We start from the raw sequence: 25,561 nt of genomic DNA, 5'->3' as shown, positions 1-25,561 counted from the left end.
GGCGGTCGTGCGCAATCCTGCCGATGACATGCTGACCCCGCGTGCGTTGCAGCGCGACGATAGCGGAAGCCCGGCGCACGATCCAGCGTGCCGCGTCAATGGCACGTCAATTGTGCCGGACCGGCTTTCCGTAGCGTCAAGCCCTTGTATGCTGGTATCCTGAACGCGCAGGCCATGCCCTGCGCGCAATGGCGGGGGGAGCCGATGGCCGACGCGCGCGACGAGGACCAGCCGACGGCCCTGCCCGAGGCCTGGATGGCCCTGATGGCGGGCCTTGCGGTCGACTACGACCTGATGAAGCCCGCCATGCCCGGCGCGTCGGATGCCCGAATCGCGGCACTGCTGGCCATCGCCGACGATCCCGCCCACCCGCGCCACGGCCGCTATGCCGTGGCCAACGAGATCGAGCGGCGTCTGGCCGGGCATGCCGATGCCGCGCGGCTTTCGGCCATGTCGGTGGTTCAGCTGGCAAGGGCGGAACGGATCGGGGTGCCCGGCCACGCTGCCCTTGCCGACCGCATCCGCGCGGCCGAAGAGGCGGGCGATGCCGATCGCCAGCGCGCGCTCGTCCTTGCGCTGTTCGATCAGGTTCACCGCCGTTTCGTCGATCGCCGGTCCGAACGGCGCTGCCGGTCCGAGGTGGCGATGCGGCTGTGCCAGTGGGGCTTCCTGCTTCTCGGCGGCGCGTTGCTGCTGCTGCTCGTCGGGTTCATCTACAGCCGCTTTCCCCAGCACCTGCCGCCGGGCATAGCCGGTCCGCCCGGCCTGGCGCCGACGATGTTCGACGTGATCGGCAAGTGGCATGTCACGGCGCTTGTGTGGTTCGGGTTCTTCGGCGCCTTCTTCTCGCGCCTGATCGCGTTCCAGACGCATGCGGGCGCGATGACATGGGACGACCTGCACAAGGGGTACAGGCACCGCGTGCTGATCGTGCGCATGATGATCGGCGGGTTTGCGGCCGTCATCGTCTACTACATGATCGCGGCCGGTCTGCTGGGCGGCGACCTGTTTCCCGACCTGACCGCCGCAGTCCCGGCACCGTTCTGGCGGCTGGGCGAGACGACCGCCCAAAGCGGCCAGGCGCTCGACTTCGCGCTGCCCACGCCGGAGTTCGCCAAGCTTGTCGTCTGGTGCTTCCTCGCGGGCTTTGCCGAGCGGTTCCTGCCCGACCAGCTGACCGCGCTCGAGGCGCGGGCGCGGACCGCGTCCTGATCGTCAGCGGCCGTGCGGGCCGGTGCGGGTGGGCCGCGCGGGTGCCATCGGCCCGGCCCCGCGCGGGGCGTTCCTGGCGCCGGGCGTTTGCGGCGGCTTGGTCGGCTTTGCCGCCGGTTTCGGCCCCTTGGCCGCCTGCGGCGCGGTCGCCCTGGTGCCCTGCGGCGGCCTTGGCCCGGCCTCGGCCAGCCCCAGCTGGTCGCGCAGCACGCGGCCCTTCACCTCTTCCACCGCACCCTCGGCCAGCTCGCCCAGCCGGAACGGCCCATAGCCGATGCGGATCAGGCGGTTCACCGTCAGCCCGATGGCGTTCATCGCGCGCCGGATCTCGCGGTTGCGGCCCTCGCGCAGGCCTACGGTCAGCCAGGCGTTGGCCCCCTGGATCCGGTCGACCGTCGCGGTCATCGGCTGGAAATCCTCGCCATCGACGGTCACCCCGCGCCGCAGCGGTTCGAGATCGGCGTCGGTCGGGTTGCCGTTCACCCGGACGCGATACTTGCGCAGCCAGCCGGTCGAGGGCAGTTCAAGCCGCCGCTTCAGCGCGCCGTCGTTGGTCAGCAGCAGCAGCCCCTCGGAATTCAGGTCCAGCCGTCCGACCGGCATGACGCGCGGCAGATCCCCGGGCAGGGCGTCGAAGATCGTCGCGCGGCCCTTCTCGTCCGAGGAGGTCGTCACCAGCCCGGATGGCTTGTGATACAGCCACAGGCGCGGCGGCTCGGGGGCGCCGACGGGTTCGCCGCGCACGGTGATCCGGTCGTCTGGCGTGACATTCAGCGCCGGGCTGTCGATGACACGTCCGTTCACCGCAACCTCGCCAAGCGCGATCATCCGCTCGGCCTCGCGCCGCGAGGCGACACCGGCGCGGGACAGGACCTTGGCAATGCGTTCGCCGGGCGGCGGGGTGGACATGGGCGGACCTTCCGGCCGCGTCACGGGGCGCGCGGCAGCCCCGGCGGCCAGATCTGCCCCCGGACGCCGAAGGTATTTGTGCCGGGCCGCAGGGGCAAGGCGATTGTGTCGGCGCAAGGGTCCGGGCATGACAGGGGCATGAGCGGTTTCCGGACCTTCATGGATGTGGCGCTCGACGAGGCGCGGGCGGCCGGCGCGCGGGGCGAGGTGCCCGTGGGCGCGGTGGTGGTGCGCGATGGCGTGGTCGTGGCGCGCGCGGGCAACCGGATGCGCGAACTGGCCGATCCCACGGCCCATGCCGAGATGCTGGCGATCCGCGCGGCCTGCGCAGCGGCGGGGTCGGAGCGGCTGGTCGGGCACGATCTCTACGCGACGCTGGAACCCTGCCCGATGTGCGCGGGCGCGATTTCCGCCGCGCGGATCGCGCGGCTCTACTATGGCGCGGCCGACCCGAGGTCGGGGGGGGTGGCGGCGGGGGCGCGGGTCTTCGCCCATCCCCAGTGCCACCATGTCCCCGAGGTCTACGACGGCATCGGGGCCGAGCCGGCGGCCGAACTGCTGCGCGGCTTCTTTGCGGTGCGGAGGTAGCGGGTTCAGGGCAGCAGGCGGCGCAGATGTGCGGCGGCCGCGGGCCAGGTGGCGAAATCCGAATGGAAGGGCAGGAAGGGAACACCCTCGCCCGCCATGAAGGCGTGGAGGTCGGCCAGCGCCCCGGCGCCCCGCACCTTTTCCACGTCGTTCAGCGACCCCATGACAGCCTTCAGGCGGGCGCCGAAGACGGCGCGGAAGGCGCGGATGGTCTCGGCCTCCGCGCCCTCGTTGTTCAGGCGCAGGACCACGGGACCCGCGGGCCGGGCCAGTCGCGCCACCGGATCCGCATTCCGGCGATTGGCGTGGACCCGGCCGCCCATCCCCTGATCGACCCGGACCTTCTGGACCCCGACGGCGACGGCTGGCTCTACGGCTACTGCTGAGGGTCAGAAGGCGAGCGGTTCCATGACCTGCGGTTCGATCACCCGGGTGCCGGGAAGCACGCCCTTGACCAGTGCCTCGGCCGATTGCGCCAGGGCCGGAAAGGTGCGGTAGTGGCAGGGGATCACGCTGTGGAAGCGGAACCAGCGGCGGCAGGCATAGGCGGCGCGGTCCATGTCCATCGTGTAGTGCCCGCCCGCCGACAGGATGCCGATGGAGGGCCGGTGATAGTCGGCCATCCACTCCATGTCGGCCATCAGGTCGGTATCGCCCGAGATGTAGATCGTCTCGCCTTCTCCCGCGATCATGAATCCCGCCTCGTGCCCGGCATAGACGGGGGCGCCGTCGGGGCCGGCGACCGAGGAGGAATGGCTGGCGTTCACCAGCGGGGACCCGGGCGCCTCCCAGGTCCACCGTGCCGCCCTTGTTGAAGCCGAGCCCGGCGATACCCTCTCGCGCGGACCACCAGCCGACCAGATCGTAGGTGCCGACCAGCACCGCCCCGGTCTCGCGGCAGATGGCGATGGCGTCGCCCGTGTGGTCGCCATGGCCGTGGGTCAGCAGGACATGGGTCGCGCTGCCAATGGCCTCGGCCCGTTTGTCTTGCGGAAACATCGGGTTGCCCGTCATCCACGGGTCGATCAGCAGCACCGCCTGTTCGATCTCGATGCGGAAGCCGGAATGGCCGAGCCAGGTGATTTTCATTCTGTCCTCCTTGCCTTGTCGCGCTAGAAGAAGTGCGATCGAGGACGGAGGCAAGCGTGGACTGGTTCGAGCAGGTGGACGGCTATTGCGAGCGGACGGGGCCGGAATACTGGTCGGAACCGATCAACGCATTGACGAACCTTGCCTTTTTGATCGCAGCCGCAATCATGTGGCCGCGTGTGCGGGGGATGGTCACGGGGCAGGTGTTGTGCGTCATGCTGGCGGTGATCGGGGTCGGTTCCTGGCTGTTCCATACGCATGCGAATCGCCTGACCGGGCTGATGGACGTGCTGCCCATCGTCGCCTTCATCCTGGCCTATGTCTTTGTGGCGACGCGGGATTTTCTGGGACAACGGCCCTGGGTGGCGGGCCTGGCGGCGGTCGGATTCGTGCCCTATGCGGTTCTGCTGACGCCGGTGTTCCGGTCGCTGCCGTTTTTCGAGGTCTCGGCCTTCTACTGGCCGGTGCCGGTGCTGATCCTTGTCTACAGCTGGTTGCTGAAGGCCCGCGCGCCCGCAACATCTGCGGGACTGGCCTGGGGTGCGGGCATCCTGATGGCGTCGCTTGCCTTCCGGTCGGTGGATCAGGCGTTGTGCGACAGCCTGCCCATCGGGACGCATTTCATGTGGCATGTGCTGAATGGCACGATGCTGGGATGGATGATCGAGGTGTGGCGGCGGCACCGGGTGGCAAGGCGCTGAAAAGGCGGGAAAACCCTGTCTGGCCGACGTCTGGCCTGCGTCTGGCATGCGTATGGCATCCGTCGGGCATTCCGGCGGCGCCGCAGCGCGGCCGTCAGGCCCAGAGCGCCGCGTCCGCGAACTCGACCGAGTTGCCTGCCGGGTCACGCACATAGATCGAGCGGCCGCCGCCCGGCCAGTCGATCCGGGCCTCGATCGCGATGCCTTCGGATTGCAGGTGGTCGCACCAGGCCGCCAGATCGCCCGAGGCCACGGCAAAGCAGAAATGCCCCGCGCCGGTGGCGCCGTGCGGCGGCACGGGCAGGGTGCCGGGTTTCGGGGGCTCGCGCGTCGCCGCCGGATCGAAGACCAGCAGCATCGAGGTGCCCGTGCGGAAAAAGACATGCCGCCCGTCCTGCCGCATGACGACGGGCAGCCCCAGCGTTCCGGCGTAGAACCGTTCGGCGGCGGCGAGGTCGGCCGCGTAGAGCACGGATTCCAGCGTGCCGAGGATCGGGGGGCGGGGCATGCGTTCTCCTTTCCCGTCGGGTTGCAGGATATGACGGCGGGCGCGGTCTTGCCAGCCTTGCACGGCGGGCACGCCGCCGCTAAACCGGCGCGGTTCCGGCAGGAGGCAGTGATGGCCATCGACATCGACACCGCGCGCAAGGTTGCGCATCTGGCCCGCATCCGGGTGGACGAGGGCGATCTGCCGCGCATCGCGCAGGAGCTTTCGGGGATCCTGAACTTCATGGAAGAACTGAACGAGGTGGACGTGTCGGGCGTGGAGCCGATGGTCAGCGTCACGCCGATGCGGCTGAAGCGACGGGCCGACCAGGTGACCGACGGCGGCTATCCCGCGCAGGTGCTGTCGAACGCGCCCGACGCGCGCGAGGGGTTCTTTGCCGTGCCGAAGGTGGTGGAATGACCGTTTCGCATGCCAACGAGATGACGATTGCCGCCGCGCGCGACGCGCTGCGGGCGGGCGAGATTTCGGCCGTCGACCTGACCATGGCCTGCCTGACGGCGATGGATGCGGGCGACGGGCTGAATGCCTTTGTCCACAAGACCCCCGAGATCGCGCTGGATCAGGCGCGGGCGGCGGATGCGAGGATCGCCGCGCGCGGACGATCCGGGGACGATGCCCCCGCGATGTGCGGCATCCCGCTGGGCATCAAGGATCTGTTCTGCACGAAGGGCGTGCCGAGCCAGGCCGGATCGAACATCCTGCGCGGGTTCCGGCCCGAATATGAATCGACCGTCACGGCGCGGCTGTTCGGCGCGGGCGCGGTGATGCTGGGCAAGCTGAACATGGACGAGTTCGCCATGGGGTCGTCGAACGAGACGTCCTGCTACGGCAATGCGGTGAACCCCTGGCGGCGGGGCAACGATCCGGCACCGCTGACGCCCGGCGGTTCGTCGGGCGGGTCGGCGGCGGCGGTTGCGGCCGACCTGTGCCTTGCGGCGACGGGCACCGACACCGGCGGGTCGATCCGCCAGCCCGCGGCGTTCACCGGCATCGTGGGGATCAAGCCGACCTATGGCCGGGTCAGCCGCTGGGGGATCGTGGCGTTTGCGTCCTCGCTGGACCAGGCCGGGCCGATGACCAAGACCGTGCGGGACGCGGCGATCATGCTGGGCGCGATGGCGGGCCATGACCCGCTGGATTCGACCAGCGCCGACCTGCCGGTGCCCGATTTCGAGGCGATGCTGACCGGCGACATCCGGGGGCAGGTGATCGGCATTCCCCGCGAATACCGCATGGACGGGATGCCCGCCGAGATCGAGGCGCTGTGGGCCGACGGCATCGCGATGATGCGCGATGCGGGCGCGGTGATCCGTGACATCAGCCTGCCGCACACGAAATACGCGCTGCCCGCCTATTACGTCGTGGCACCGGCCGAGGCGTCATCGAACCTCGCGCGCTATGACGGCGTGCGCTATGGCCATCGCGCCCGGCTGGCGCAGGGCGACGGCATCGTGGACATGTATGAAAAGACCCGCGCCGAGGGCTTCGGGCGCGAGGTGCAGCGCCGGGTGATGGTGGGAACCTATGTGCTGTCGGCGGGGTTCTATGATGCCTACTACAACCGCGCGCGGAAGGTGCGGGCGCTGATCAAGCGGGATTTCGAGACGGTCTTTGCCGAGGGGGTGGACGCGATCCTGACCCCCGCGACGCCGTCGAGCGCCTTTGGCCTGGGCGAGATGGCCAGCGCGTCGCCGGTCGAGATGTACCTGAACGACGTGTTCACGGTGACGGTGAACCTGGCGGGGCTGCCGGGGGTTGCGGTGCCGGTGGGGCTGGATGCCAAGGGCCTGCCGCTGGGACTGCAGCTGATCGGGCGGCCCTGGGGTGAGGGCGAGCTGCTCAATCACGCCCACGTGCTGGAGCGTGCCGCGGGCTTTGTGGCCAAGCCTGCGAAATGGTGGTAGAACCGGCGGTCAAGCGGGCCGGATGGTGAAGCAGGCCCCGGAGCGAGTGCGATGCGAGCGGTAGTTGCGGTTCTGACTCTGGCGGCCCTGGCCGCCTGTTCCACCCCCGTGCCCGACAGCGGCGTGGGGTTTGGCGACTATTCGGCCTATCTGCGCGAGCGCGAGCGCGCCCTGGCCAGCGGACAGCCCGTTGCCACGCCCCCGGCCACGGTGCCCGGGACGCCCGCGCCGGGCGGGTTCGACCCTGCCGCCATCGGATCGGCCATCGACCGCGCCGACGGGCGGACGGTGGCGCCCGGCCCCTCGGCCCCGGCCCCGGCGGCCGGTGCGCTGATCGGTGCCGAGGCGGCGCGCCCGCGCGGCGACGCGCCCGCCACGATCCGCCCGGAGGGCGGCGAGGTGCGCCAGTCCACCGGGATTTCGGACGAGCAGGACTTTGCGGCGGTGTCGGCCCGCGAGACCATCGAAAGCGATGCCGAGCGCATTGCCCGGGCGCGGGCGCAATACCAGGTGGTGCAGCCCACGGCGCTGCCCACGCGGACGGGTTCGGCGGGTCCGAACATCGTGTCCTTCGCGCTGAGCACGACACATGCGCCCGGCACGCCGATGTACCGCCGGTCCGCATTCGGGTCGCGCGATCCCTTTGCCAACTGCGGCAAGTTCGCCTCGCCCGACCTGGCACAGGAGGCGTTCCTGTCCGCCGGCGGCCCCGAGCGCGATCCGCAGCGGCTGGACCCCGACGGGGACGGCTTTGTCTGCGGCTGGGATCCGAGGCCGTTCCGCGCCGCGAAGCGGTGAGCGTCTCGCCCAACTGCGGCCCCCGTCGCGGGGGCGCGCGGCCCGATCTGGTGGTGATCCACTTCACGGCGATGGCGACCGCCGCGGCGGCGCGCGCCCGGCTGTGCGACCCGGGCGCCGAGGTGTCGGCCCATTGGCTGATCGACGCGGCGGGGCAGGCGGAATGCCTGGTGCCCGAGGATCTGCGCGCCTGGCATGCGGGGGCGGGGCAATGGGGGGCGGTGACCGATGTCAATTCGCGCTCGATCGGGATCGAACTGGCCAACGACGGCCGCTCGCCCTTTGCCGCGCCGCAGATGCGCGGGCTGGAGGCGGTGCTGCGGGGCGTGATGGACCGCTGGGGCATCCCGCCGGAACGGGTGATCGGGCATTCCGACATGGCGCCCGAGCGCAAGTCGGACCCCGGCGCGCGGTTCGACTGGCGCGGGCTGGCGCGGGCGGGGCTGTCGGTCTGGCCGGTTCCGGGGATGCCGGGCGATTTCCGCGCCGATGCGGCGGCCTTCGGCTATCCGCCGGTGGCGGAGGCGGCGCTGCTGCGGGCATTCCGGCTGCGGTTCCGCCCCTGGGGCCACGGCCCGCTGTGCGACGCCGACCGGGCGGTGGCGGCAGGTCTGCGCGCCTGGCCGGGACCGGGCGCCTGACCGGCGGCGGTCGGCCGTGCACCGGTGCGGCCCTTGGCGCGGCCCTTGACCGGCGGCCCGCCAGGGCCTAGACCCCCCGACGCGCGGATGGCCGGATGACCGCGGGGGGGCGACCCCACGAGGAAAGTCCGGACTCCATGAGACAAGGGTGCCGGGTAACGCCCGGCGGGGGAAACCCCAGGGAAAGCGCCACAGAGAACAGACCGCCCTGCATGCAGGGCAAGGGTGAAACGGTGGGGCAAGAGCCCACCGCGGACCGGGCAACCGGGACGGCACGGCAAGCCCCACCCGGAGCAATGCCAAATAGGGGCCTCGCGCGGGGCTGGTCCGGGGGCGAAAGCCCGGGGATACCGCCCGCAGGGACGTCTCAGCCCGAGAGGCCCGGGTTGGCAGCTTGACCGCCCTGGCGACAGGTGCGGCAGAGGAATGGTCATCCAGAGGGGGCAACCCCTTGGACAGAATCCGGCTTACAGGCCATCCGCGCAGCCGGCCCTCCGCCATCGTTCCTGTTGAGCCCTGCGCCCGATCCGTGGCAACCTCACCGGGGCAGGGCGGCTGGACAGGCGATGGACCCGAGGATCGAGGCATGGGTCAAGGCATTCTATGCCGTGCGGGGCTGGGACATGACACCCGCCCCCGTGACCAACCCCGGCGACATGCAGGTGGACGATCCGATGCAGGCCGCCAACGTCCTGCGCATCGAGTATGGGAACACCGTCAAGGTGCTCGAACAGCTTCGCCTCTGGCCACCCGACGGGATCGATCCCGAAGGGAGCCTGTTTGCGGCGGCGGACGAACACCGGGACGAGGCCGACACCGCCATTGTCGAGGGCGAGCTCGAAGCAGCCCGCGAGGCGCTGGATGCGCTGCAGAAGCAGATTCACAAGATCGCCACCTGGCGAAAGCCCGGCAAGGCCCCGCCTTCGCCACCGCCCGTGCCGGACGGGGTGCTTGGCTACGAATGGCATCGGATCGACCCGCCCGAGCGGCAGCAGTTCCGCATCGGGCTGGCCTTCGTCGAGGCCGAAGCACCGGAGGATGACGGGAACCAGACGGGCATGACCGGGCTGCCCGACATCGTCGAACTGAAAAGCCTGGCGGGACGGCCGCGCGGCAAGCACGGCGGGGCGCAGGGGCAGCATGTCACTGCCTTCGTGACCCTGCGCGAAACGCTGGTCAGCGCATGCGACGGGCGCACCGAGGACGAGGCATGGGAGAACATGCAGCACCTGTTCGCGGGGCTGCTGCTGTTTCCCGCCTTCGGCCCCGAGGGCATGCCAGACGGTCTGGACCCGGCCCTTGTCGCGCGGATCCGGGGGATCGCGCGGCAGGATGAGGACGTGCTGGGGGACATGACGCTGTCCGAGGCCATGGCGCTTTACATCGAGGTCCGCGACAGCCTGCCGGGGGCGACACTGGCGCGGGGCAGCTACAAGGATACCACCGGCAAGGCCGAGGCGCGGGCGGTCGCGGAGATTTCCAGGGCGGAAGGTACGCTCGACTATCCGCTTGAGGGCGAGGATGGCGAAGGCCGTCCGATGTCCCGCAAGGACGCCGACGCCCTTGTCAGGCAGATGCTCCGCCTGGTTGACCGCGGGGGCGCGCATCGGTTGACCGACGCGACCGCGCGCCGGCACGCGATGGAGACCTATGTGCTGGGCATGGCGCAGGCCTATCCGCGGGTCTTTGCGTGCCCCTGCCTGGTGGAGGACGACGACGAGGAGGAAACGGCGGGCGATCTGACCACGGTCGGAGAACTGCTGATCGAACGGGCGAACCTGGTGTTCGCCCAGGCCCCCGATCCGGAGGCAGGGGAGGACGGTGAGGACGACATCGACGAGGACGGGGACACGCTGGCCAGCGACCTGCAGGTCGCGGATCTGACCGACCGGGCAAAGCAGTGCGCGGCCATGCCGGTGCTGCGCCCGACCGGTGCGCGCCCGAAGATCGAGAGCTTTTCGGTGGGGCTCGACCAGGTTCCCGGCAAACCGCTGCGCCTGGATTTCACCGGGCGCCCGAGCGACTCGCTCAAGGATGCGGGCAAGATGGGCGACCATACCTGCGCGATGCGGCTGATGACGGCTGCGGTCAGCAACGCGCTTTTGCAGGGCGACGAGGCGATGCCCAGGCGATCCACGCTGAAGGCCCGTGTCGAGGACCTGCTGCGGACCTTCGATCCCGAAGGCTACGCGCCGCTGTTCGACCTCGCTGTGCTGCGGGGCGGCATTCAGGACGAGGAAGACGGCGAGGAAGACGAGGAAGAGGAAGAGGAAGAGGAAGAGGACGACACCGGCGACAGTTCCGAAGCCGTCACGCACCGGCGGCGGGTGCAGATGATGCGCCAGCAGGTGCAGATCCTGCGCGATGCCTGCGAGAAGCTGGCGGTGAACGGCGACGCGCCGGTGGACAGCCAGACGCTTCTCGCGATCGGCGAGGACGCGATGCGGCTGGTCGACCAGCGGCCGACCGCCGTCAGCTATCGCAAGGGCAAGAGCGACGGGCGCGGCGAGGGCAAGGCGGCCGGGACGCTCGACGACTATGAACGCAGGCTCAAGGCTGCCGACGGGAACACGGTCAAGATCGGCTGGGCGGAGGCGATCAAGGCCGCGCTGCTGACGCTTTACGATCCGGCCTCGGCGAATTTCCTGACCTTCGGCGTGGTCGAGGATGACCAGCAGGGCGCCACGCTGGCAAAGCTGGTCGACGAATTCCTGTGGTTCGCCCGATCCGCCTATCCGCGCTGCTGCGCAGAGGTCGGGGAGTTGGCGCTGAAGGCCGCGATCCAGGAGAAGATCGTTCTGACCCATCACGACGAGGACGAGAAGGACGGGGATCACAGTTCCGACGAGGACGAGCTTGACGAAAGCGAGGACGAGGAGGACAAGAAAGCCAAGAAGCGCCGCCTTTCATCCGCCAAGGGCAAGTCTTCGAGCCAGGTCGCAAAGAAGCCCAGACCGCGCGGCGAAGATGACGAGGAGGATGACTAGCCGGGCAATCCGCCGCGTTTCCCGGTTGACACCGCCCGCGCCGTCCGTAAAAGGCGGGCTTCAGGATTTCGACCGGGTGGACATGCCATCCCGGGGCTAGGAGAGACGACCATGGCGAAGCCGACGACGATCAAGATCCGTCTGAACTCGACGGCGGGCACGGGGCACTTCTATGTGACCAAGAAGAACGCCCGCACGATGACCGAGAAGATGGTGGTCAAGAAATACGACCCCGTGAAGCGCGAGCACGTCGAATACAAGGAAGGCAAGATCAAGTAGGATCGCCTGACTGTCTTCGGATTACGGGCCGCGCCGCAGGGTGCGGCCTTTTGCTTTGCGGGGTGCGGGATGACCCTTTCGCTGACGGTCCGGACGGCGCGGCCCGCCGATCTGGCGGCGGTGGACCTGCTGCTGTCGCGCAGCTATCCGCGCCTGCTGGCGGATGACTATCCGCCCTCGGTGCTTGTCACGGCGCTGCCGCTGATCTCGCGCGCGCAGCCGGGGCTGCTGGCGTCGGGGCGGTATTTCGTGGTGATGGCGGGCGACAGGGTGGCGGGGGCCGGCGGCTACAGCCTGGCGCCGCCGCAGGGGCGGGGCGAGCCCGGGGTCGGCCATATCCGCCATGTGGCCACCGACCCGGGGCTGGTGCGGCAGGGTGTGGGCGCGGCGCTGATGGCGCAGATCTTCGCGCAGGCTGCGGCGGAGGGGGTGCAACGGTTCGACTGCCTGTCCACCCGCACGGCGGTGCCGTTCTATGCGGCGCAGGGCTTTCGCGTGGCGGGTGAGGTCGAGGTGCGGCTGGCGCCCGGCATCGGTTTTCCGGCGGTCCGCATGGTGCGGTGACGCGCGTCACGACGGCGGGCTCCGGGCCGCACATGAAAAGGGCCGGTCTTTCGACCGGCCCTTCGGCTTTCCTGTCCGGCGCCCCCGCCTTATTCCCGGTTGCCCAGGAACTGCAGCAGGAACATGAACATGTTGATGAAGTCGAGATACAGCCGCAGCGCGCCCATGATCGCGGCCTTGCCCAGCCATTCCTGGTCGCCGTAGGTGGCGTGCTGGATGTACTCGTTCTTGATCGACTGCGTGTCATAGGCGGTCAGGCCGGCGAAGATCAGCAGGCCGATCACGCTGATCGCGAAATGCAGCGCCGAGGAGCCGAGGAAGATGTTCACGATCGAGGCGACGATGATGCCGATGAGGCCCATCATCAGGAACGTGCCCATCCCCGACAGGTCGCGCTTGGTGACATAGCCGTAGAGGCTGAGCCCCGCAAACGCGATGGCGGTGACCAGGAAGGTCTGCGCGATCGAGACGCCGGTGTAGACCGCGAAGATGAAGCTGATCGACAGCCCCATCACGGCGGCGTAGGTGTAGAAGAACAGCTGCGCGGCCGCGACCGACAGCCGGTTGATCAGCGCGCCGAACGCGAACACCATGATCAGCGGCGCGAACATCACGAGCCACTTGAGCGGGGTGCCGAAGATCGCGCCCAGCATCGCGTCATTGGTGCCAACGGCCCAGGCCACGCCGCCGGTCAGGAGCATCCCGACCGACATCAGGCCATAGACCTTGTTCATATGGGCGCGCAGACCTTCGTCGATCTGCGCGACTTGCGCGCCGGTCGCGGTGGCGGCGCGCATGGTTTGGAATTCTGCCATGTGGTCCCTCCGGTTGAACTTTCAGGACGGCGCGGGGGGCGCACACCCTTCGCGCAAGATATTGGCAGAGGGGGCGCGCAATTCAACCCGTCGCCTGCCAAAAGCGGCGGGAAATCTGCATGAATTTTCTAACCCTTGCGCCAGTGGTCGGGAACATCCCAGGGCGCGCGCGCGGCCTCGGCCTCGGCCTGCGCGCGGTCGAGGCCGATGTCGCGCAGAAGGTGGTCGTCAAGCGTCGCGAGCCGCGCGCGGCTGCGGGCCAGCGTGAGGGCCGCGACAAGGCGGGACAGCAGATGCGGGCGGCGCGTCTGGCGGGTGCGGGACAGGGCGGAAAGCATGGAACGTGCCTTTCGGTGATGGGTTTCGCTGTTCTGATCACGATGCTTGAAGGATGCGGCGTTTCGTGGCAGAAGTGAAACGAATGATTGTGGCGATATGCATCACGAAAGGTGAACCATGCCCCGCACGATGGACCTGACCGCGCTGCGCAGTTTTGTCGCCGTCGCCGAGGCGGGCGGGGTGACGCGCGCGGCAGGATTGCTGAACCTCACGCAGTCGGCGGTGTCGATGCAGCTGAAGCGGCTGGAGGAGATGCTGGGCGTGGCGCTGTTCCTGCGGGCGGCGCGGCGCATGGCGCTGACGCCCGAGGGCGAGCAGCTGCTGGGCTATGCCCGGCGGATGGTCGAGATGAACGACGAGGCGATGCTGCGGCTGACCTGTTCCTCGTTCGAGGGTGAAATCCGGCTGGGTGTGCCGCATGACATCGTCTATCCGGCGATCCCGGGCATCCTGAAGCGGTTGGCCGGGGCCTTTCCGCGGGTACGGGTGAACCTGGCGTCATCCTTCACGCTGCTGCTGAAGGACGGTTTCGCCCGGGGCGGGTTCGACGCCATCGTGACGACCGAGGCGCAGCCGGGTCCGGGGGGCGAGGTTCTGGCGCGGCGCAACCTGGTCTGGGTGGGGGCCACCGGCGGCCGGGCCTGGCACCGGCGGCCGCTGCGGCTGGGGTTCAAGGATACCTGCATCTTCCGCCCGGCGGCGCAGCTGGCGCTGGACGCGGCGGGGATGTCCTGGGAAATGGCCTATGACGGCGAGAGCGAGCAGGCGATCGAGGCGACGCTGGCCGCCGACCTGGCGATTTCTGCCCGGCTGGAGGGGGCGCTGCCCGCGGATACCGAAGTGATCGACTCGCGCGGGATGCTGCCCGACCTCGGGTCGCTGGCGATCTGCCTTTACACCGCGCCCACGCTGAAGGGGCCTGCCGCCGAGGCCCTGCTGCGGGAACTGCACTGCGCCTATGGCGGCGAGGCGGCGGCGGTCGCGGCCTGAGGCGTCAGTCCATCGTGACCACGACCTTGCCGGTGGCCCGCCGGTCGCGCAGCAGCGAAAGTGCCTCGTCGGCGCGCACCAGCGGCAGGACATGGCTGATGTGGGGATGGATCATTCCCCGGCTGTGCCAGTCCAGCAGCGTCATCAGGCTGTCCTTCAGGACGTGCGGCGCAAAGCGCAGGTAGCCGCCCCAGTAGAACCCGATGACGTCGATGTTCTTGACCAGCAGCAGGTTGGCGGGAACCTGCGGCACATCGCCCCCCGCAAAGCCGATGGCCAGCATCCGGCCCAGCGGCCGCATGGCGCGCAGCGCCTCGTGGAAGGCGGGGCCGCCCACCGCGTCATAGACCACGTCCACCCCGCCAAGCGCGCGCAGCGCGTCGCGCAGGCCGGGGCTTTCGCTGTCGATCAGGTGGTCGGCCCCGGCGGCCTGCGCGACGGCCAGTCGCCCCGCGCCCCGCGCGCTGGCGATCACCCTGGCCCCCAGCCGCTTGCCGATCTCGACCGCTGTCAGCCCGACACCTCCGGCCGCGCCCAGGACCAGCAGCGTCTCGCCGGGCTGCAGGCGGGCGCGGTGGGTCAGCGCCAGGTGGGAGGTGCCATAGGCGATCTGGAAGGCGGCGGCCTCGGTCCAGGACATGCTGTCCGGCAGCGGCATGCAGCGGTCGGCGGGGAACACCCCGGCATCGGCCAGCCCGCCCTGGCCCGCAAAGACCGCGACGCGCGTTCCCGGCGCCGGGCCGGTGACACCGGGGCCGAGCGCCGTGACCTCGCCCGCAAGTTCCATCCCCAGGGTGAAGGGGGTGGCGGGCGTATCCTGATACTTGCCGTCGATCATCAGGAGATCGGCGAAGTTCAGCCCGCAGGCACGGATCCGCAACGCCACCTGGCCGGGCCCGGGCTGCGGGTCGGGGGCAAGGGTCAGCCGGGGGGCCTGGCCGGTGGATTCGACGGTGTAGGCGCGCATTCTGTCAGGTCCCGTGATCCGGAGGTGACCGGCCGGGGCCGGGTCGTGGAGGACAGGCTGCCAGCGCTACAAGGCCGGATCAAGGCCCTCGGGCCAAGTTGCAAGATGCGATTCGTCGCAAATTGCAATGCATGGTGCAATACACCTATGACGCGAATCGTGGTGCCGAGGGCGTTACCTGAGCGCGACCCTGGGTGCCGCAGCCCGTCTTGTTGTTCGTCTGTATAATTGGACATATCCAAAAAGACAGGTTTTTGCCCCCCGGAGGGGATTCGCAAAAAAACCTGGGCCTCCGCCAGGAATGGCACGGAAATTGCTTGTAAGAGGGTATCGCAGACCGGACTGTCAGGAGTAGAGTATGAAGCACCCCGTCGACGCCCATGTGGGCAAGCGCATCCGCCACCGCCGCTGGATGGTGGGAATGACGCAGCAGCAGCTGGCCGACAAGGTGGGTATCAAGTTCCAGCAGATCCAGAAGTACGAGACCGGCATGAACCGCGTTTCGGCATCCCGCCTGTGGGACATCGCCGAGGCACTGGGTGTGCAGATCGCCTTTTTCTTCGAGGGGCTGGGCGAGACCCAGGCGCCGCAGTCGGTCGAGGGCGACATGCTGGCCGACCGCGAGGCGCTGGAACTGGTGCGGTCCTACTACGCGATCCCCGAGGCGCAGCGTCGCCGCCTGTTCGACCTGGCCCGGGTTTTGTCCGACGCCGCCTGACCGCCCGGACCCCGGGATTGACCGATACGCCCCCGCGCTGCTAGCGCGGGGGCGTATCGTTTTCCGGGAGAGAGATGGATGCGGGCGGATGCGCAGGACCTTATCGACACCGCCGCCGCACTGGCCGGGGCCGCGCGCGCGGCGACGCTGCGGCATTTCAGGGCTGACGGGCTGACCGCCGATACCAAGGAGGATGACCGTTTCGATCCGGTGACGGTGGCCGACCGCGAATGCGAGGCGGCGATGCGCGCGGTGCTGGCGGCGCGGCGGCCGCAGGATGCGATCCTGGGTGAGGAGTTTGCGGGCGTTTCCGGGACCAGCGGGCTGACCTGGGTGCTGGATCCGATCGACGGGACGCGCGGTTACCTGTCGGGGACGCCGACCTGGGGCGTGCTGATCGCGGCCTGCGACGAGACCGGGCCGATCTATGGCGTGATCGACCAGCCCTATATCGGCGAGCGGTTCGAGGGCGGGCTGGGGCGGGCGCAGGTGACGGGGCCGATGGGCACCCATCCGCTGCGGGCGCGGGCGCCGCGCGGGCTGTCGCAGGCGATCCTGTTCTCGACCTTCCCCGAGGTGGGCACGGTGGCGGAACATGCCGCCTTCCGCCGGGTGGCCGGGGCCGCGCGGCTGGTGCGCTATGGCATGGACTGCTACGGCTATGCCCTGGTTGCGGCCGGGCAGATCGACCTGGTGATCGAGGCGGGATTGCAGGCCTATGACGTCTGTGCCCCGATCGCGGTGATCGAGGCGGCGGGCGGCATCGTCACCGACTGGCAGGGGCGGCCCTGCCACGGCGGGGGGCAGGTGCTGGCGGCCGCAAATGCCGCGATCCATGCCGAGGCGCTGGCGCTGCTGGCGGCAGGCTAGGGCGGCGGTCCCGGGATAGTCCCGGGCGGGCGAAGGGGGTTTCCGCCCGGCGCGGCCTGCGGTAGTCTGCGCCCGCGCGGTGCCGAGTCCTTCGCCCCTTCTGTCGCCCGCGTCCGGTTCCGGTTCCCCGAAGGTGGCACATATGGGGGACCCATGCCTGAACACACCGAAATCCTGATCCGTGAAGCCGATGTCGTGGTGACGATGGATGCCGACCGGCGCGAGTTGCGCGGGGCTGATGTGCTGATACGGGGCGGCGTGGTCGCCGCCGTCGGCGCGGATCTCGTGGCGCCGGGCGCGCAGGTGCTGCGCGCGGCGGGCTGCGTGGTGACACCGGGACTGGTGAACACGCATCACCACCTGTACCAGACCCTGACGCGCGCGGTTCCGGGCGGGCAGGATGCGCTGCTGTTCGGCTGGCTGCGCAGGCTCTATCCGATCTGGGCGCGGTTCGGACCCGAGGAGATGTTCGTATCGGCGCAACTGGGGCTTGCGGAACTGGCGCTGTCGGGTTGCACGCTGACCTCGGACCATCTGTACCTCTTTCCCAACGGCGCGCGGCTGGATGACACGATCGCGGCGGCGGCCGAGGTCGGGCTGCGGTTTCATCCGACGCGCGGCGCGATGAGCATCGGGGAAAGCGCGGGCGGGCTGCCGCCGGACCGGCTTGTCGAAAACGAACATTCGATCCTGGAGGATTGCGTCCGGGTGGTGGATTGCTTTCATGATCCGAACTCCGGCGCCATGGTGCGGGTGGGTCTGGCCCCCTGTTCGCCGTTCTCGGTCAGCCGCGACCTGATGCGCGAGGCGGCCATCCTGGCGCGGGACAAGGGCGTGATGCTGCACACCCATCTGGCCGAGAATGCCGAGGACGTGGCCTACAGCCTGGCGACATTCGGCTGCCGCCCGGGCCAGTATGCCGAGGATCTGGGCTGGACGGGCGATGACGTGTGGCATGCGCATTGCGTGCAGCTTGACGCGCAAGAGATTGATCTTTTTGCAAGAACGCGGACGGGTGTGGCGCATTGCCCGTGTTCGAACTGCCGTCTCGGGTCCGGCATCGCGCCGGTGCGGGCGATGCGGGATGCGGGCGTGCCGGTGGGGCTGGGGGTCGATGGTTCCGCCTCGAACGATGCCGGCAACCTGGTGGCCGAGGCGCGGATGGCGATGCTGTTGCAGCGGGTGGCGCGCGGCGCCGATGCCATGGGATCGCGCGAGGCGCTGGAGATCGCAACCCTTGGGGGTGCGCGGGTGCTGGGACGGCCAGATGTGGGGGCGATTGCGCCGGGCCTGCGGGCCGATATCGCGATATGGGATGTGTCGGGGGTCGAATCCGCCGGGTCGTGGGATCCGGCGGCGATGTTGCTGGCGGGGCCGATGCGGGTGCGCGACCTGTTCGTCGAGGGGCGGCAGGTGGTGGCGGGCGGGGCGTTGACGACGGTCGACCTTCCGCGTCTGGTGGCACGGGCCAATGCGCTGGCGCGGCGGCTGGCGGAATAGGGGGCGGAGATGGCGAAACCCAAAGGGCACGACTGGGACGGCCAGCGGGCGGAAACCTTTGAAACCTTTGCCGAACTTGGCGAGATGTCCGATCTGCCGACGCGCGCGGTCGTGCATTTCCTGTTCATCGCCGAGAACGTCGAGCCGGACTGGGCCGGGTTCGAGGCGGCGTTGCGGGCCAAGGGCTTTGCCCCGGAGTGGGACGAGGACGAAGGCATGGTCGATGCCGCCTTCGGGCCGATGCCGGTGACGGCCGAGGCGATCTGGGCCAAGGAGCGCGAGGCGACGGAGATCGCGCTGCGGTTCGAGTTCTGGCCCGATGGCTGGGATATGCTCGAATCCTGACCCGCAACCCATTGCGAACGCTGACTTAACCGGCGCGACTGGCGGCGGGCCCGGGGGTGGCGGCCGTCCGGCCGCCGTCGGTTCCGCGTATGGCATCCGTCCCGACACTGTCGGGACGTTCGGCGCGTTCACCACGCAACGGGGCGGCGGCGGCGGGCGATTCGGGGTTCAGCGGGCGACGGGCTGCCCGTTCACCCAGACGGCGCGGATCGCCCGGTCGTCGCCCATCATGATGGTGGGAAAGAGCGCCTGCCACAGCGTCTCGGCCCGCGCCGAGGCCTGGGCGATGGCCGGGGTCGAGGCGAGGTCGATCACGGTCAGGTCGGCCTCCATCCCCGGGGCGATGGTGCCGATGCGGTCATCCGCGTGCAGGGCGCGGGCGGAACCGGCGGTCGCCAGCCACCAGAGTTCCGCCGGGTGCAGCGACTGGCCGCGCAGTTGCGCGACCTCATAGGCGGCGGCCATGGTGCGCAGCATCGAAAAGGACGAGCCGCCCCCCGTATCGGTGGCCAGCCCGACGCGCAGGCTGCGGGCCAGGCCCATGTCGAACAGGCCCGATCCGATGAAGGTGTTCGAGGTCGGGCAATGGATCAGGCTGGCGCCCGCCTCGGCCAGGCGCGACTTCTCGCGGGCGGTCAGGTGGATGGCATGGCCGTAGAGCGCGCCTTCGCGCAGCAGGCCCTGCGCCTCGTAGGTGTCGAGATAGTCGCGCGACTGCGGGAACAGGCTGCGCACCCACTCGATCTCGTCGGTCTGCTCGGACAGATGGGTCTGCATCAGGCAGTGCGGATATTCGCGCCAGAGCGTGCCGAGGGCGGCCAGTTGCTCTGGCGTCGAGGTGGGCGAGAAACGCGGTGTGATCACATAGGACAGCCGGTCGGTGCCGTGCCATTTCTCCAGCAGGGCGCGGCTGTCTTCATAGGCCGATTGCGCGGTGTCGCAGAGCCCGGGGGGGGCGTTGCGATCCATGCAGGTCTTGCCCGCCCAGATGCGCTGTCCCCGGCTGCGGGCGGCGGAAAAGATCGCGTCGACGCTGGCCGGATGGATCGTGGCATAGGTGCAGAACGAGGTGGTGCCATGCGCCAGCGCCAGGTCGCAGTATCGGGCGGCGATGGTGTCGGCATAGGCCGGATCGGCCAGCCGCATCTCCTCGGGGAAGGTGTAGAGGTTCAGCCAGTCGATCAGCCGCTTGCCCCATGAGGCGATGATGGCGGTCTGCGGATAGTGGACATGGGCATCGACGAACCCCGCCGAGACCAGGGCGGTGCCATAGTCGGTGACGCGGGCGCCGGGATTCGCCGCGCGCAGGTCCGCGCCGTCGCCCACCGCCGCGATGCGGCCGGCGCGGACCAGCACGCCGCCCCGCGACCAGTGGCGCGCGGCGCCGATGCCCGCCGCGAAGGGATCGGCATCGAAGGTCAGCACCTGGCCAAGGATCAGATCGTCCGTCATGCGCGCGCCCCCGTGGTTTCGCGGCACAGGCTAGGGCGTTTCTGCGGGCGCGTAAATTTCCCCCACCACCCTGTTTTTCCGAAACACCTTTCGCTAGGCTCGGGCAATCCGGCAACTGTGGACAGGGGAGAGTGGCATGGCGGACACCGCGCATGACGACCGGATGCTGGACCCCCGGCGCGTGGAGATGGTGCTGGCGGCGGTCGAGGCGCAGGATGCGCAGGCGCTGTCGGCGCTGCTGGAGCCGCTGCATCCGGCCGATATCGCCGACCTTCTGGAGCAGATCGGCCCGGCGGACCGGCGCAGGTTCCTGGCGCTGTGGTCGGGTGAGATCGACGGCGACGTGCTGTCGGAACTGGATGAGGCGATCCGCGAGGAGGTGATCGACGCGCTGCCTGCCACGGTGCTGGCCGACGCGGTGCGCGATCTCGATACCGACGACGTGGTGGACATCCTGGAGGACATGGAGAGCGAGGAGCGCGCCGGTCTGCTGGCGGCGCTGGATGCCGCCGACCGGGTCGCGGTGGAACAGGCGCTGTCCTATCCCGAATACTCCGCCGGGCGCCTGATGCAGCGCGAGGTGGTGGTGGCGCCGTCGCACTGGACGGTGGGCGAGACCATCGACCACCTGCGGGCCGCCGAAACCCTGCCCGACCAGTTCTATCACGTCATCCTGGTCGATCCCCGGATGCATCCGGCGGGCTATGTCACGCTGGGCCGCATCCTGTCGTCGCGCCGGGAGGTGGCCCTGCAGGCGATCACCGAGGACAGTTTCCGCACCGTCACCGCGACCGACAGCGAGACGGACGTGGCCTATCTGTTCAACCAGTACCACCTGATTTCCTGCCCGGTGGTGGACGAGGCCGGACGGCTGGTCGGGGTGATCACCATCGACGACGCGATGAACGTGCTGGACGAGGAGCATGAGGAGGACATGCTGCGCATGGCGGGGGTCGACGACGAGTCGAGCCTGTCGGACGGGGTCTGGGGCACGGTGGGGCGGCGGCTGCCCTGGCTGGCGGTGAACCTGTGCACGGCGACGCTGGCGGCCTTTGCGATCTCGCTGTTCGAGGGGACGATCGGGGCCATCGTGGCGCTGGCCGCGCTGATGCCGATCGTGGCCTCGATGGGCGGCAATGCGGGGACGCAATCGCTGACCGTGGCGGTGCGGGCGCTGGCGACCCGCGACCTGACGCGGTCGAACGCGGGGCGGTTCGTGCGGCGCGAGGCGGCGGTGGGCGCGATCAACGGCATGGTGTTCGCCCTGGTGCTGGCGGCGGTGGCGGCGCTGGTGTTCGACTGGCCGATGCTGGGGCTGGTGATCGGGCTGGCGATGGTGATCAACCTGATCGTCGCGGCGTTGGCGGGGGTTCTGGTGCCGATGGCGCTGGAGCGGCTGCGGCTTGACCCGGCGCTGGCCTCGGGCACCTTCGTGATGACGATGACCGATGTGGTGGGGTTCTGTTCCTTCCTGGGGCTGGCGACATGGCTGCTGATCTGACGGCCGAGAAGGCGGCGCTGCGGCGCGCGATGGTGGCGCGGCGCGCGGGGGCGCATGCGGCGGGGCAGGGCGCGGCGGCGGCGCATCTGGCGGCGCTGCTGGCGCCATGGGGCGACCGCGTGCTGTCGGGCTATCTGCCGATGCGGACCGAGATCGACCCGCTGCCCGCGATGGCGGCGCATCCCGGCCCGGTCTGCGTGCCCGTGACGCCACCCCGGGGCAACCCGCTGCGGTTCCGCGAGTGGCGGCCGGGCTGCGCGCTGGAAACCGGGCCGTTCGGGGCGATGGTTCCATCCGGGGGCGGATGGCTGGTGCCGCAGGTCCTGATCGTGCCGCTGCTGGCCTGGGACCGCCGGGGATACCGGCTGGGCTATGGCGGGGGATACTATGACCGGACGCTGGAAGGGCTGCGCGCGGCGGGCGGCTGCATCGCGGTGGGGTTCGCCTTTGCCGCGCAGGAGGTGGACGCGGTGCCGATCGACGCGACGGACCAGCGGCTGGACCATCTGGTCACCGAGGCGGGGCAGGTGTTCTGATGCGGTGGCTGGCGGTCGCCATGCTGCTGGCGGGCGGCGCGGCGGCGGCGGACGCGGGCTGTTTCGACCTGGCAGGGCGGGCGCCGCGCGCGATCACCTTCGACGGTGGCAGCGTGGTGCGCGACATCCGGCGCGACGGCGATGTGATCACCTACGAGACGCGCCACCCCGAGATCGGCGCGGTGCGGACCACCGCACATGCCGGGGTGTTCCCGCTGGGCGCCACGACGCGGCACGGCACCTCGCGCCATGTCTGGAGCGCGGCGCTTCCGCCGCGCGCGGCTCTGGTGCCGGGAGCGCGGTTCGAACGGTCGGGCGTTCTGGTCGGCGTGGGGGATGCGGTGCTGCCGGTGCGAATCGAGGTCGAGGCGGGGGCGTGGGGCGAGGCGCGGGTGGGCGCCTGCCGCTACCCCGCGCTGACGGTGACGACACGGATGACCCTCGGGGATCAGCCCGTGATCACCGTGCTGCGCCAGCTGGACCCCGAGACCCTGATCGTGTTCCGCAGCGTGACGACCCGCCCCAAGGGCGGCGGGCAACCGGCGATCCGCCAGGAATTCCGGGCGGTGCGGATCGAGTAGCGCCCGAGGGCGCTACTTCGCGATATGTTCGTCGCGCACGAACATGTTGCCCCAGGCGCGGTCGATCAGGTCGGGCGTCATCTGGTAGGGGATCTTCTCGAATTCGCAGACCGCGATCATCTGGTCGATCAGGAACACCGGCATGTAGTTGGCATAGCGGCTGTCGATGGTGGGGAACTTGACCTTCATCAGGTGGACAAGCGCCGATTCATCCAGCGGCATCTTCTTTTTCCGCGCGACCATCGCGAAGATCTTCAGGAAATTCTCCTGGCTCGGGCCATCGACCTTGATCTTGAAGAAGATCCGCCGCAGCGCCGCGCCGTCGAAGATTTCGTTCGGGTGGAAGTTGGTGGAAAAGATCACCAGCGTGTCGAAGGGCACCGTGAACTTCTCGCCGGATTGCAGGGCCAGGATGTCCTTGGCCTCTTCCAGCGGGACGATCCAGCGGTTCACCAGTTTCTGCGGCGGTTCCTGCTGGCGGCCGAGGTCGTCGACGATGAAGATGCCGCCGGTCGATTTCAGCTGCAGCGGCGCCTGGTAGGTGCGGGCCGTCGGGTTGTATTTCAGGTCGAGCATGTCGAGCGTCAGTTCCCCGCCGGTGATCACCGTCGGACGTTCGCAGTAGACATAGCGGTTGTCGAAGCGGTTCGACGTGCGGCGCAGGCTGGTCGGGTCGTCCACGGCCTGTTCGGCGGCGCGGTGGACGATCGGGTCATAGACGGTGATCACCTGGCCGGAATATTCCAGGGCGCGCGGCACATAGATCCGGTCGCCCATGGCATCGCGGATGCCGTTGGAAATGCTGGATTTCCCGTTGCCGGGCGGGCCATACATCAGGATCGAGCGGCCCGAGGTGATGGCCGGGCCGAGGTTCGACAGCAGATCGTTCGGCAGGATCAGGTGACCCATGGCGCGGGTCAGATCCTCGCGCGTCAGGCGGATGTCGCGCACCGACTGGCGCTTGCACTGTTCCTTGTAGGCTTCGAGCGGCACCGGCATGGCGCCGTAGTATTCCGACTGCGACAGCGCATCGAGCGCACGCGCCTTGCCGCCGTCGGTCAGCTGATAGCCCATCTCGTTGCCGCTGGTGGCGTGCAGCGTGCCAGTCGCCTCGAGCAGCTTCTGGCTGCGCGCGAGATCCACCAGTTCCTGCACCACGGGCACCGGCAGGCAGATCACGCGGCTCAGATGCGACACGAGGTCGAGGTTGGTGCGGAACATCGTCTTGAGGAGGATGTCGCGCATCATCACGACGGACAGGCCGACCTCGGTCATGTTGCGCGGCGCGGTGGGCGCGGTGACATTCGGGGCAGGCGGGCTGAAAGGCACGTTCATGATGACCCCCAACGGACGGAACAGCCGTGAACCTGCCGCATTACCGTGGCAGGAAAAGGGCAAGAACCGGGTAGATTATCAGCAGGCCCGCCAGCGACAGGCCGAAGGGAAATTTCCGGCTGGTCCAGCTGCGCCAGTCGGGCGTTGCGGCGCGCAGCGACGGGATGGCGCGGGCGGTGCGGTGGACTGCCAGCGCGGCCACGCCGCAGGCCGCGTAGAGCAGCATCACCGCGCGCGGATCGGCGCCGGTGAAGAAGGGTGCCATCGCGGCGGCGAATTTCGCGTCTCCGGCCCCGACGAGGCCGATCATGTTCAGCAGGAAGCCCGCCAGCAGGACCACCGCCATCAGCAGCACGCCCCAGAGCACCGCCTGCCACGGCAGGATCAGGGGCGAGATCAGCCAGACCGCAGCCAGTGCCAAAACCGCCTGGTTCGGGATCTTCATCCGCGCCATGTCGGACCAGGCGACCCAGACGGCGATCGGTGCGGTGAGGGGCAGGAACCACAGGAAGGCAGCCGGGTCGATCGGCGGCAGGTCGGGCAGCATCAGTTCGTCACATTGGCATCAAGCGCGGCCAGGGCGCGCGCCGCTTCCTCGAAATGCTGCGGGTGGGTATCCACGGCCTCCTGCAGCAGGCCCTTGCCGATGCGCAGGTCGCCCTGCTTGATCGCGGCGAGGCCCATGGTGTGCAGCAGCTGCGCGCGTTCCGTCTGCGACATCTGCACGACCGGCAGGTCGTACTTGCGCTGCGCACCGCGAGCGAGAACGAGGTTGTTCTTGGCGGTGAACAGCGCGGGGTCGTATTTCAGGGCATCGAGGAACAGCCGTTCCGCCCCCGCATGGTCGCCGCGCGTCAGCTTGGAAAAGCCCCAGTTGTTGTAGACCCCGGCCGGCGTGGTGGTCAGCCCGGCGGCGATCTCGTAGAAGCTGTCGGCCTTGGTCCAGGCCTTCTTGCTGTCGGCCACCATCGCCTCGAGCCGATAGCGCTGATAGCTCTCGTGGGTGGGGGGGATGCCGTTCAGCGTGGCCTCGGCGGCGGGCCAGTCGTTCGCGCGGATCTGGGCGTCGGCCAGTTCCACCTTGTCGTCCAGGGTCGCGCCAGGCATCGCCACGACCTGTTTCCAGGCCGCGACCGCCTCGGTCGCGCGGCGGGCGCGGACCAGCGACTTGGCCAGCCCCCGCTTCAGGTCGATGCGGTCGGGATTTTCGGTGCTGGCGCGGGTGAAGTAGGACACGGCCTCGTCCGGATCGCCCACCGTCAGCATGATGTCGCTGAGGTTCGATTCGTCGATGACGTTGACGGATTTCAGCGCCCTGTTGACCTGCGCGTCGTCATTGCGTCCGCATGCCGTCAGGGCCGCCGTGCCAAGGCACAGCGCGATCACGATGGGGTGGCGCATTTCGCGTCCTTTTGCTGCTCTTGCCCGTCAT

28 protein-coding genes, 1 other RNA gene and 1 pseudogene are annotated in these 25,561 nt (G+C 69.4%); 19 read left to right on the top strand and 11 right to left on the bottom strand.

The genetic code is table 11. The features are described 5' to 3' along the window. Nucleotides 1–204: 204 nt before the first annotated feature. A complete protein-coding gene (locus tag KF887_14190; protein QYK40560.1) occupies nucleotides 205–1,212 on the top strand; it encodes a hypothetical protein in 1,008 nt (335 codons plus the stop codon). Nucleotides 1,213–1,215: 3 nt separating this feature from the next. Here KF887_14190 and KF887_14185 read toward each other — a convergent pair whose 3' ends face one another. Continuing rightward, nucleotides 1,216–2,121, bottom strand: coding sequence for a pseudouridine synthase (locus KF887_14185; GenBank protein ID QYK40559.1), 906 nt, complete (start codon nucleotides 2,119–2,121; stop codon nucleotides 1,216–1,218). Nucleotides 2,122–2,280: 159 nt separating this feature from the next. Between KF887_14185 and KF887_14180 the strand changes: the two genes are divergently transcribed. Then, nucleotides 2,281–2,709: a nucleoside deaminase gene (locus KF887_14180; protein QYK43581.1), complete on the top strand. Its 429-nt coding sequence runs from the start codon at nucleotides 2,281–2,283 to the stop codon at nucleotides 2,707–2,709. A gap of 5 nt (nucleotides 2,710–2,714) precedes the next feature. On the opposite strand, the gene KF887_14175 is transcribed toward KF887_14180, so the two are convergent. Next, nucleotides 2,715–2,990 (bottom strand): hypothetical protein, encoded by a 276-nt coding sequence (locus tag KF887_14175; protein QYK40558.1) that lies wholly within the window; start codon nucleotides 2,988–2,990, stop codon nucleotides 2,715–2,717. Between the two features lie 108 nt (nucleotides 2,991–3,098). Continuing rightward, nucleotides 3,099–3,798, bottom strand: a pseudogene (locus tag KF887_14170) (metal-dependent hydrolase). Between the two features lie 56 nt (nucleotides 3,799–3,854). On the opposite strand from KF887_14170, the gene KF887_14165 reads away from it, so the two are divergent. Next, the gene (locus KF887_14165; protein ID QYK40557.1) at nucleotides 3,855–4,499 is read left to right on the top strand and encodes a ceramidase domain-containing protein; all 645 of its coding nucleotides are present in this window, start codon (nucleotides 3,855–3,857) and stop codon (nucleotides 4,497–4,499) included. 94 nt (nucleotides 4,500–4,593) lie between these two features. On the opposite strand, the gene KF887_14160 is transcribed toward KF887_14165, so the two are convergent. Beyond that, a complete protein-coding gene (locus KF887_14160) occupies nucleotides 4,594–5,007 on the bottom strand; it encodes a VOC family protein (GenBank protein ID QYK40556.1) in 414 nt (137 codons plus the stop codon). A gap of 111 nt (nucleotides 5,008–5,118) precedes the next feature. Here KF887_14160 and gatC point away from each other — a divergent pair, with 111 nt between their 5' ends. The 8 genes from gatC (at nucleotide 5,119) to KF887_14120 (ending at nucleotide 12,180) form a co-directional block, all read left to right on the top strand. Next, nucleotides 5,119–5,406 (top strand): Asp-tRNA(Asn)/Glu-tRNA(Gln) amidotransferase subunit GatC, encoded by a 288-nt coding sequence (gene gatC, locus KF887_14155; GenBank protein QYK40555.1) that lies wholly within the window; start codon nucleotides 5,119–5,121, stop codon nucleotides 5,404–5,406. Then, nucleotides 5,403–6,911 (top strand): Asp-tRNA(Asn)/Glu-tRNA(Gln) amidotransferase subunit GatA, encoded by a 1,509-nt coding sequence (gene gatA, locus KF887_14150; GenBank protein ID QYK40554.1) that lies wholly within the window; start codon nucleotides 5,403–5,405, stop codon nucleotides 6,909–6,911. The genes gatC and gatA overlap by 4 nt, the downstream gene beginning before the upstream one ends. Nucleotides 6,912–6,962: 51 nt before the next feature. After that, nucleotides 6,963–7,709 carry a hypothetical protein gene (locus tag KF887_14145; protein QYK40553.1) on the top strand — a complete coding sequence of 249 codons (747 nt, stop codon included), beginning with the start codon at nucleotides 6,963–6,965 and terminating at the stop codon, nucleotides 7,707–7,709. Continuing rightward, complete coding sequence (locus tag KF887_14140) at nucleotides 7,706–8,350, top strand: N-acetylmuramoyl-L-alanine amidase (protein QYK40552.1); 645 nt, start codon at nucleotides 7,706–7,708, stop codon at nucleotides 8,348–8,350. The genes KF887_14145 and KF887_14140 overlap by 4 nt, the downstream gene beginning before the upstream one ends. 83 nt (nucleotides 8,351–8,433) lie before the next feature. Beyond that, nucleotides 8,434–8,836: RNase P RNA component class A (rnpB, locus tag KF887_14135), an RNA gene on the top strand. An 80-nt stretch (nucleotides 8,837–8,916) separates the two neighbouring features. Continuing rightward, nucleotides 8,917–11,337 (top strand): hypothetical protein, encoded by a 2,421-nt coding sequence (locus tag KF887_14130; GenBank protein QYK40551.1) that lies wholly within the window; start codon nucleotides 8,917–8,919, stop codon nucleotides 11,335–11,337. Nucleotides 11,338–11,448: 111 nt separating this feature from the next. Continuing rightward, nucleotides 11,449–11,616, top strand: coding sequence for a 50S ribosomal protein L33 (gene rpmG, locus KF887_14125; GenBank protein ID QYK40550.1), 168 nt, complete (start codon nucleotides 11,449–11,451; stop codon nucleotides 11,614–11,616). Nucleotides 11,617–11,685: 69 nt separating this feature from the next. After that, nucleotides 11,686–12,180 carry a GNAT family N-acetyltransferase gene (locus KF887_14120; protein QYK40549.1) on the top strand — a complete coding sequence of 165 codons (495 nt, stop codon included), beginning with the start codon at nucleotides 11,686–11,688 and terminating at the stop codon, nucleotides 12,178–12,180. A gap of 89 nt (nucleotides 12,181–12,269) precedes the next feature. On the opposite strand, the gene KF887_14115 is transcribed toward KF887_14120, so the two are convergent. Both KF887_14115 and KF887_14110 read right to left on the bottom strand, forming a co-directional pair. Continuing rightward, entirely contained in the window at nucleotides 12,270–12,995 is a 726-nt protein-coding gene (locus tag KF887_14115) for a Bax inhibitor-1/YccA family protein (protein ID QYK40548.1), read from the bottom strand. Nucleotides 12,996–13,123: 128 nt separating this feature from the next. Further along, on the bottom strand, nucleotides 13,124–13,333 hold the full coding sequence (locus tag KF887_14110) for a DUF1127 domain-containing protein (protein ID QYK40547.1): 210 nt from the start codon (nucleotides 13,331–13,333) through the stop codon (nucleotides 13,124–13,126). A gap of 118 nt (nucleotides 13,334–13,451) precedes the next feature. On the opposite strand from KF887_14110, the gene KF887_14105 reads away from it, so the two are divergent. Beyond that, nucleotides 13,452–14,324: a LysR family transcriptional regulator gene (locus KF887_14105; protein QYK40546.1), complete on the top strand. Its 873-nt coding sequence runs from the start codon at nucleotides 13,452–13,454 to the stop codon at nucleotides 14,322–14,324. A gap of 4 nt (nucleotides 14,325–14,328) precedes the next feature. Here KF887_14105 and KF887_14100 read toward each other — a convergent pair whose 3' ends face one another. Next, the gene (locus KF887_14100; GenBank protein QYK40545.1) at nucleotides 14,329–15,291 is read right to left on the bottom strand and encodes an NADPH:quinone oxidoreductase family protein; all 963 of its coding nucleotides are present in this window, start codon (nucleotides 15,289–15,291) and stop codon (nucleotides 14,329–14,331) included. Nucleotides 15,292–15,649: 358 nt separating this feature from the next. On the opposite strand from KF887_14100, the gene KF887_14095 reads away from it, so the two are divergent. From KF887_14095 to KF887_14080, 4 genes are all read left to right on the top strand, one after another. Then, the gene (locus KF887_14095; protein QYK40544.1) at nucleotides 15,650–16,009 is read left to right on the top strand and encodes a helix-turn-helix transcriptional regulator; all 360 of its coding nucleotides are present in this window, start codon (nucleotides 15,650–15,652) and stop codon (nucleotides 16,007–16,009) included. A 78-nt stretch (nucleotides 16,010–16,087) separates the two neighbouring features. After that, nucleotides 16,088–16,879: an inositol monophosphatase family protein gene (locus tag KF887_14090; GenBank protein QYK40543.1), complete on the top strand. Its 792-nt coding sequence runs from the start codon at nucleotides 16,088–16,090 to the stop codon at nucleotides 16,877–16,879. 153 nt (nucleotides 16,880–17,032) lie between these two features. After that, a complete protein-coding gene (locus KF887_14085; protein QYK40542.1) occupies nucleotides 17,033–18,379 on the top strand; it encodes an 8-oxoguanine deaminase in 1,347 nt (448 codons plus the stop codon). Between the two features lie 9 nt (nucleotides 18,380–18,388). Continuing rightward, entirely contained in the window at nucleotides 18,389–18,724 is a 336-nt protein-coding gene (locus KF887_14080) for a hypothetical protein (protein ID QYK40541.1), read from the top strand. A 168-nt stretch (nucleotides 18,725–18,892) separates the two neighbouring features. On the opposite strand, the gene guaD is transcribed toward KF887_14080, so the two are convergent. Beyond that, nucleotides 18,893–20,176, bottom strand: a complete 1,284-nt coding sequence (gene guaD / locus KF887_14075; protein ID QYK40540.1) for a guanine deaminase — start codon at nucleotides 20,174–20,176, stop codon at nucleotides 18,893–18,895. Nucleotides 20,177–20,312: 136 nt separating this feature from the next. Between guaD and mgtE the strand changes: the two genes are divergently transcribed. Genes mgtE through KF887_14060 form a run of 3 tightly spaced genes read left to right on the top strand, consistent with a single transcriptional unit; the run spans nucleotide 20,313 to nucleotide 22,794 of the window. Next, nucleotides 20,313–21,677, top strand: a complete 1,365-nt coding sequence (gene mgtE / locus KF887_14070; protein QYK40539.1) for a magnesium transporter — start codon at nucleotides 20,313–20,315, stop codon at nucleotides 21,675–21,677. Further along, nucleotides 21,662–22,213, top strand: a complete 552-nt coding sequence (locus tag KF887_14065) for a 5-formyltetrahydrofolate cyclo-ligase (GenBank protein ID QYK40538.1) — start codon at nucleotides 21,662–21,664, stop codon at nucleotides 22,211–22,213. Before mgtE ends, KF887_14065 begins: the two co-directional genes overlap by 16 nt. Further along, complete coding sequence (locus KF887_14060) at nucleotides 22,213–22,794, top strand: hypothetical protein (protein QYK40537.1); 582 nt, start codon at nucleotides 22,213–22,215, stop codon at nucleotides 22,792–22,794. The genes KF887_14065 and KF887_14060 overlap by 1 nt, the downstream gene beginning before the upstream one ends. 12 nt (nucleotides 22,795–22,806) lie before the next feature. On the opposite strand, the gene KF887_14055 is transcribed toward KF887_14060, so the two are convergent. Genes KF887_14055 through KF887_14045 form a run of 3 tightly spaced genes read right to left on the bottom strand, consistent with a single transcriptional unit; the run spans nucleotide 22,807 to nucleotide 25,530 of the window. After that, nucleotides 22,807–24,129, bottom strand: coding sequence for an ATPase (locus tag KF887_14055; GenBank protein QYK40536.1), 1,323 nt, complete (start codon nucleotides 24,127–24,129; stop codon nucleotides 22,807–22,809). 40 nt (nucleotides 24,130–24,169) lie between these two features. Next, the gene (locus tag KF887_14050; protein QYK40535.1) at nucleotides 24,170–24,676 is read right to left on the bottom strand and encodes a prepilin peptidase; all 507 of its coding nucleotides are present in this window, start codon (nucleotides 24,674–24,676) and stop codon (nucleotides 24,170–24,172) included. Then, a complete protein-coding gene (locus KF887_14045; protein ID QYK40534.1) occupies nucleotides 24,676–25,530 on the bottom strand; it encodes a tetratricopeptide repeat protein in 855 nt (284 codons plus the stop codon). Before KF887_14045 ends, KF887_14050 begins: the two co-directional genes overlap by 1 nt. Between the last annotated feature and the right edge of the window lie 31 nt (nucleotides 25,531–25,561).

Source organism: Paracoccaceae bacterium, assembly GCA_019454225.1.
Classification (GTDB): Bacteria; Pseudomonadota; Alphaproteobacteria; order Rhodobacterales; family Rhodobacteraceae.
The sequence above is the reverse complement of the archived record's forward strand: the minus strand, read 5'-3'. Positions and strand labels throughout refer to the sequence as shown.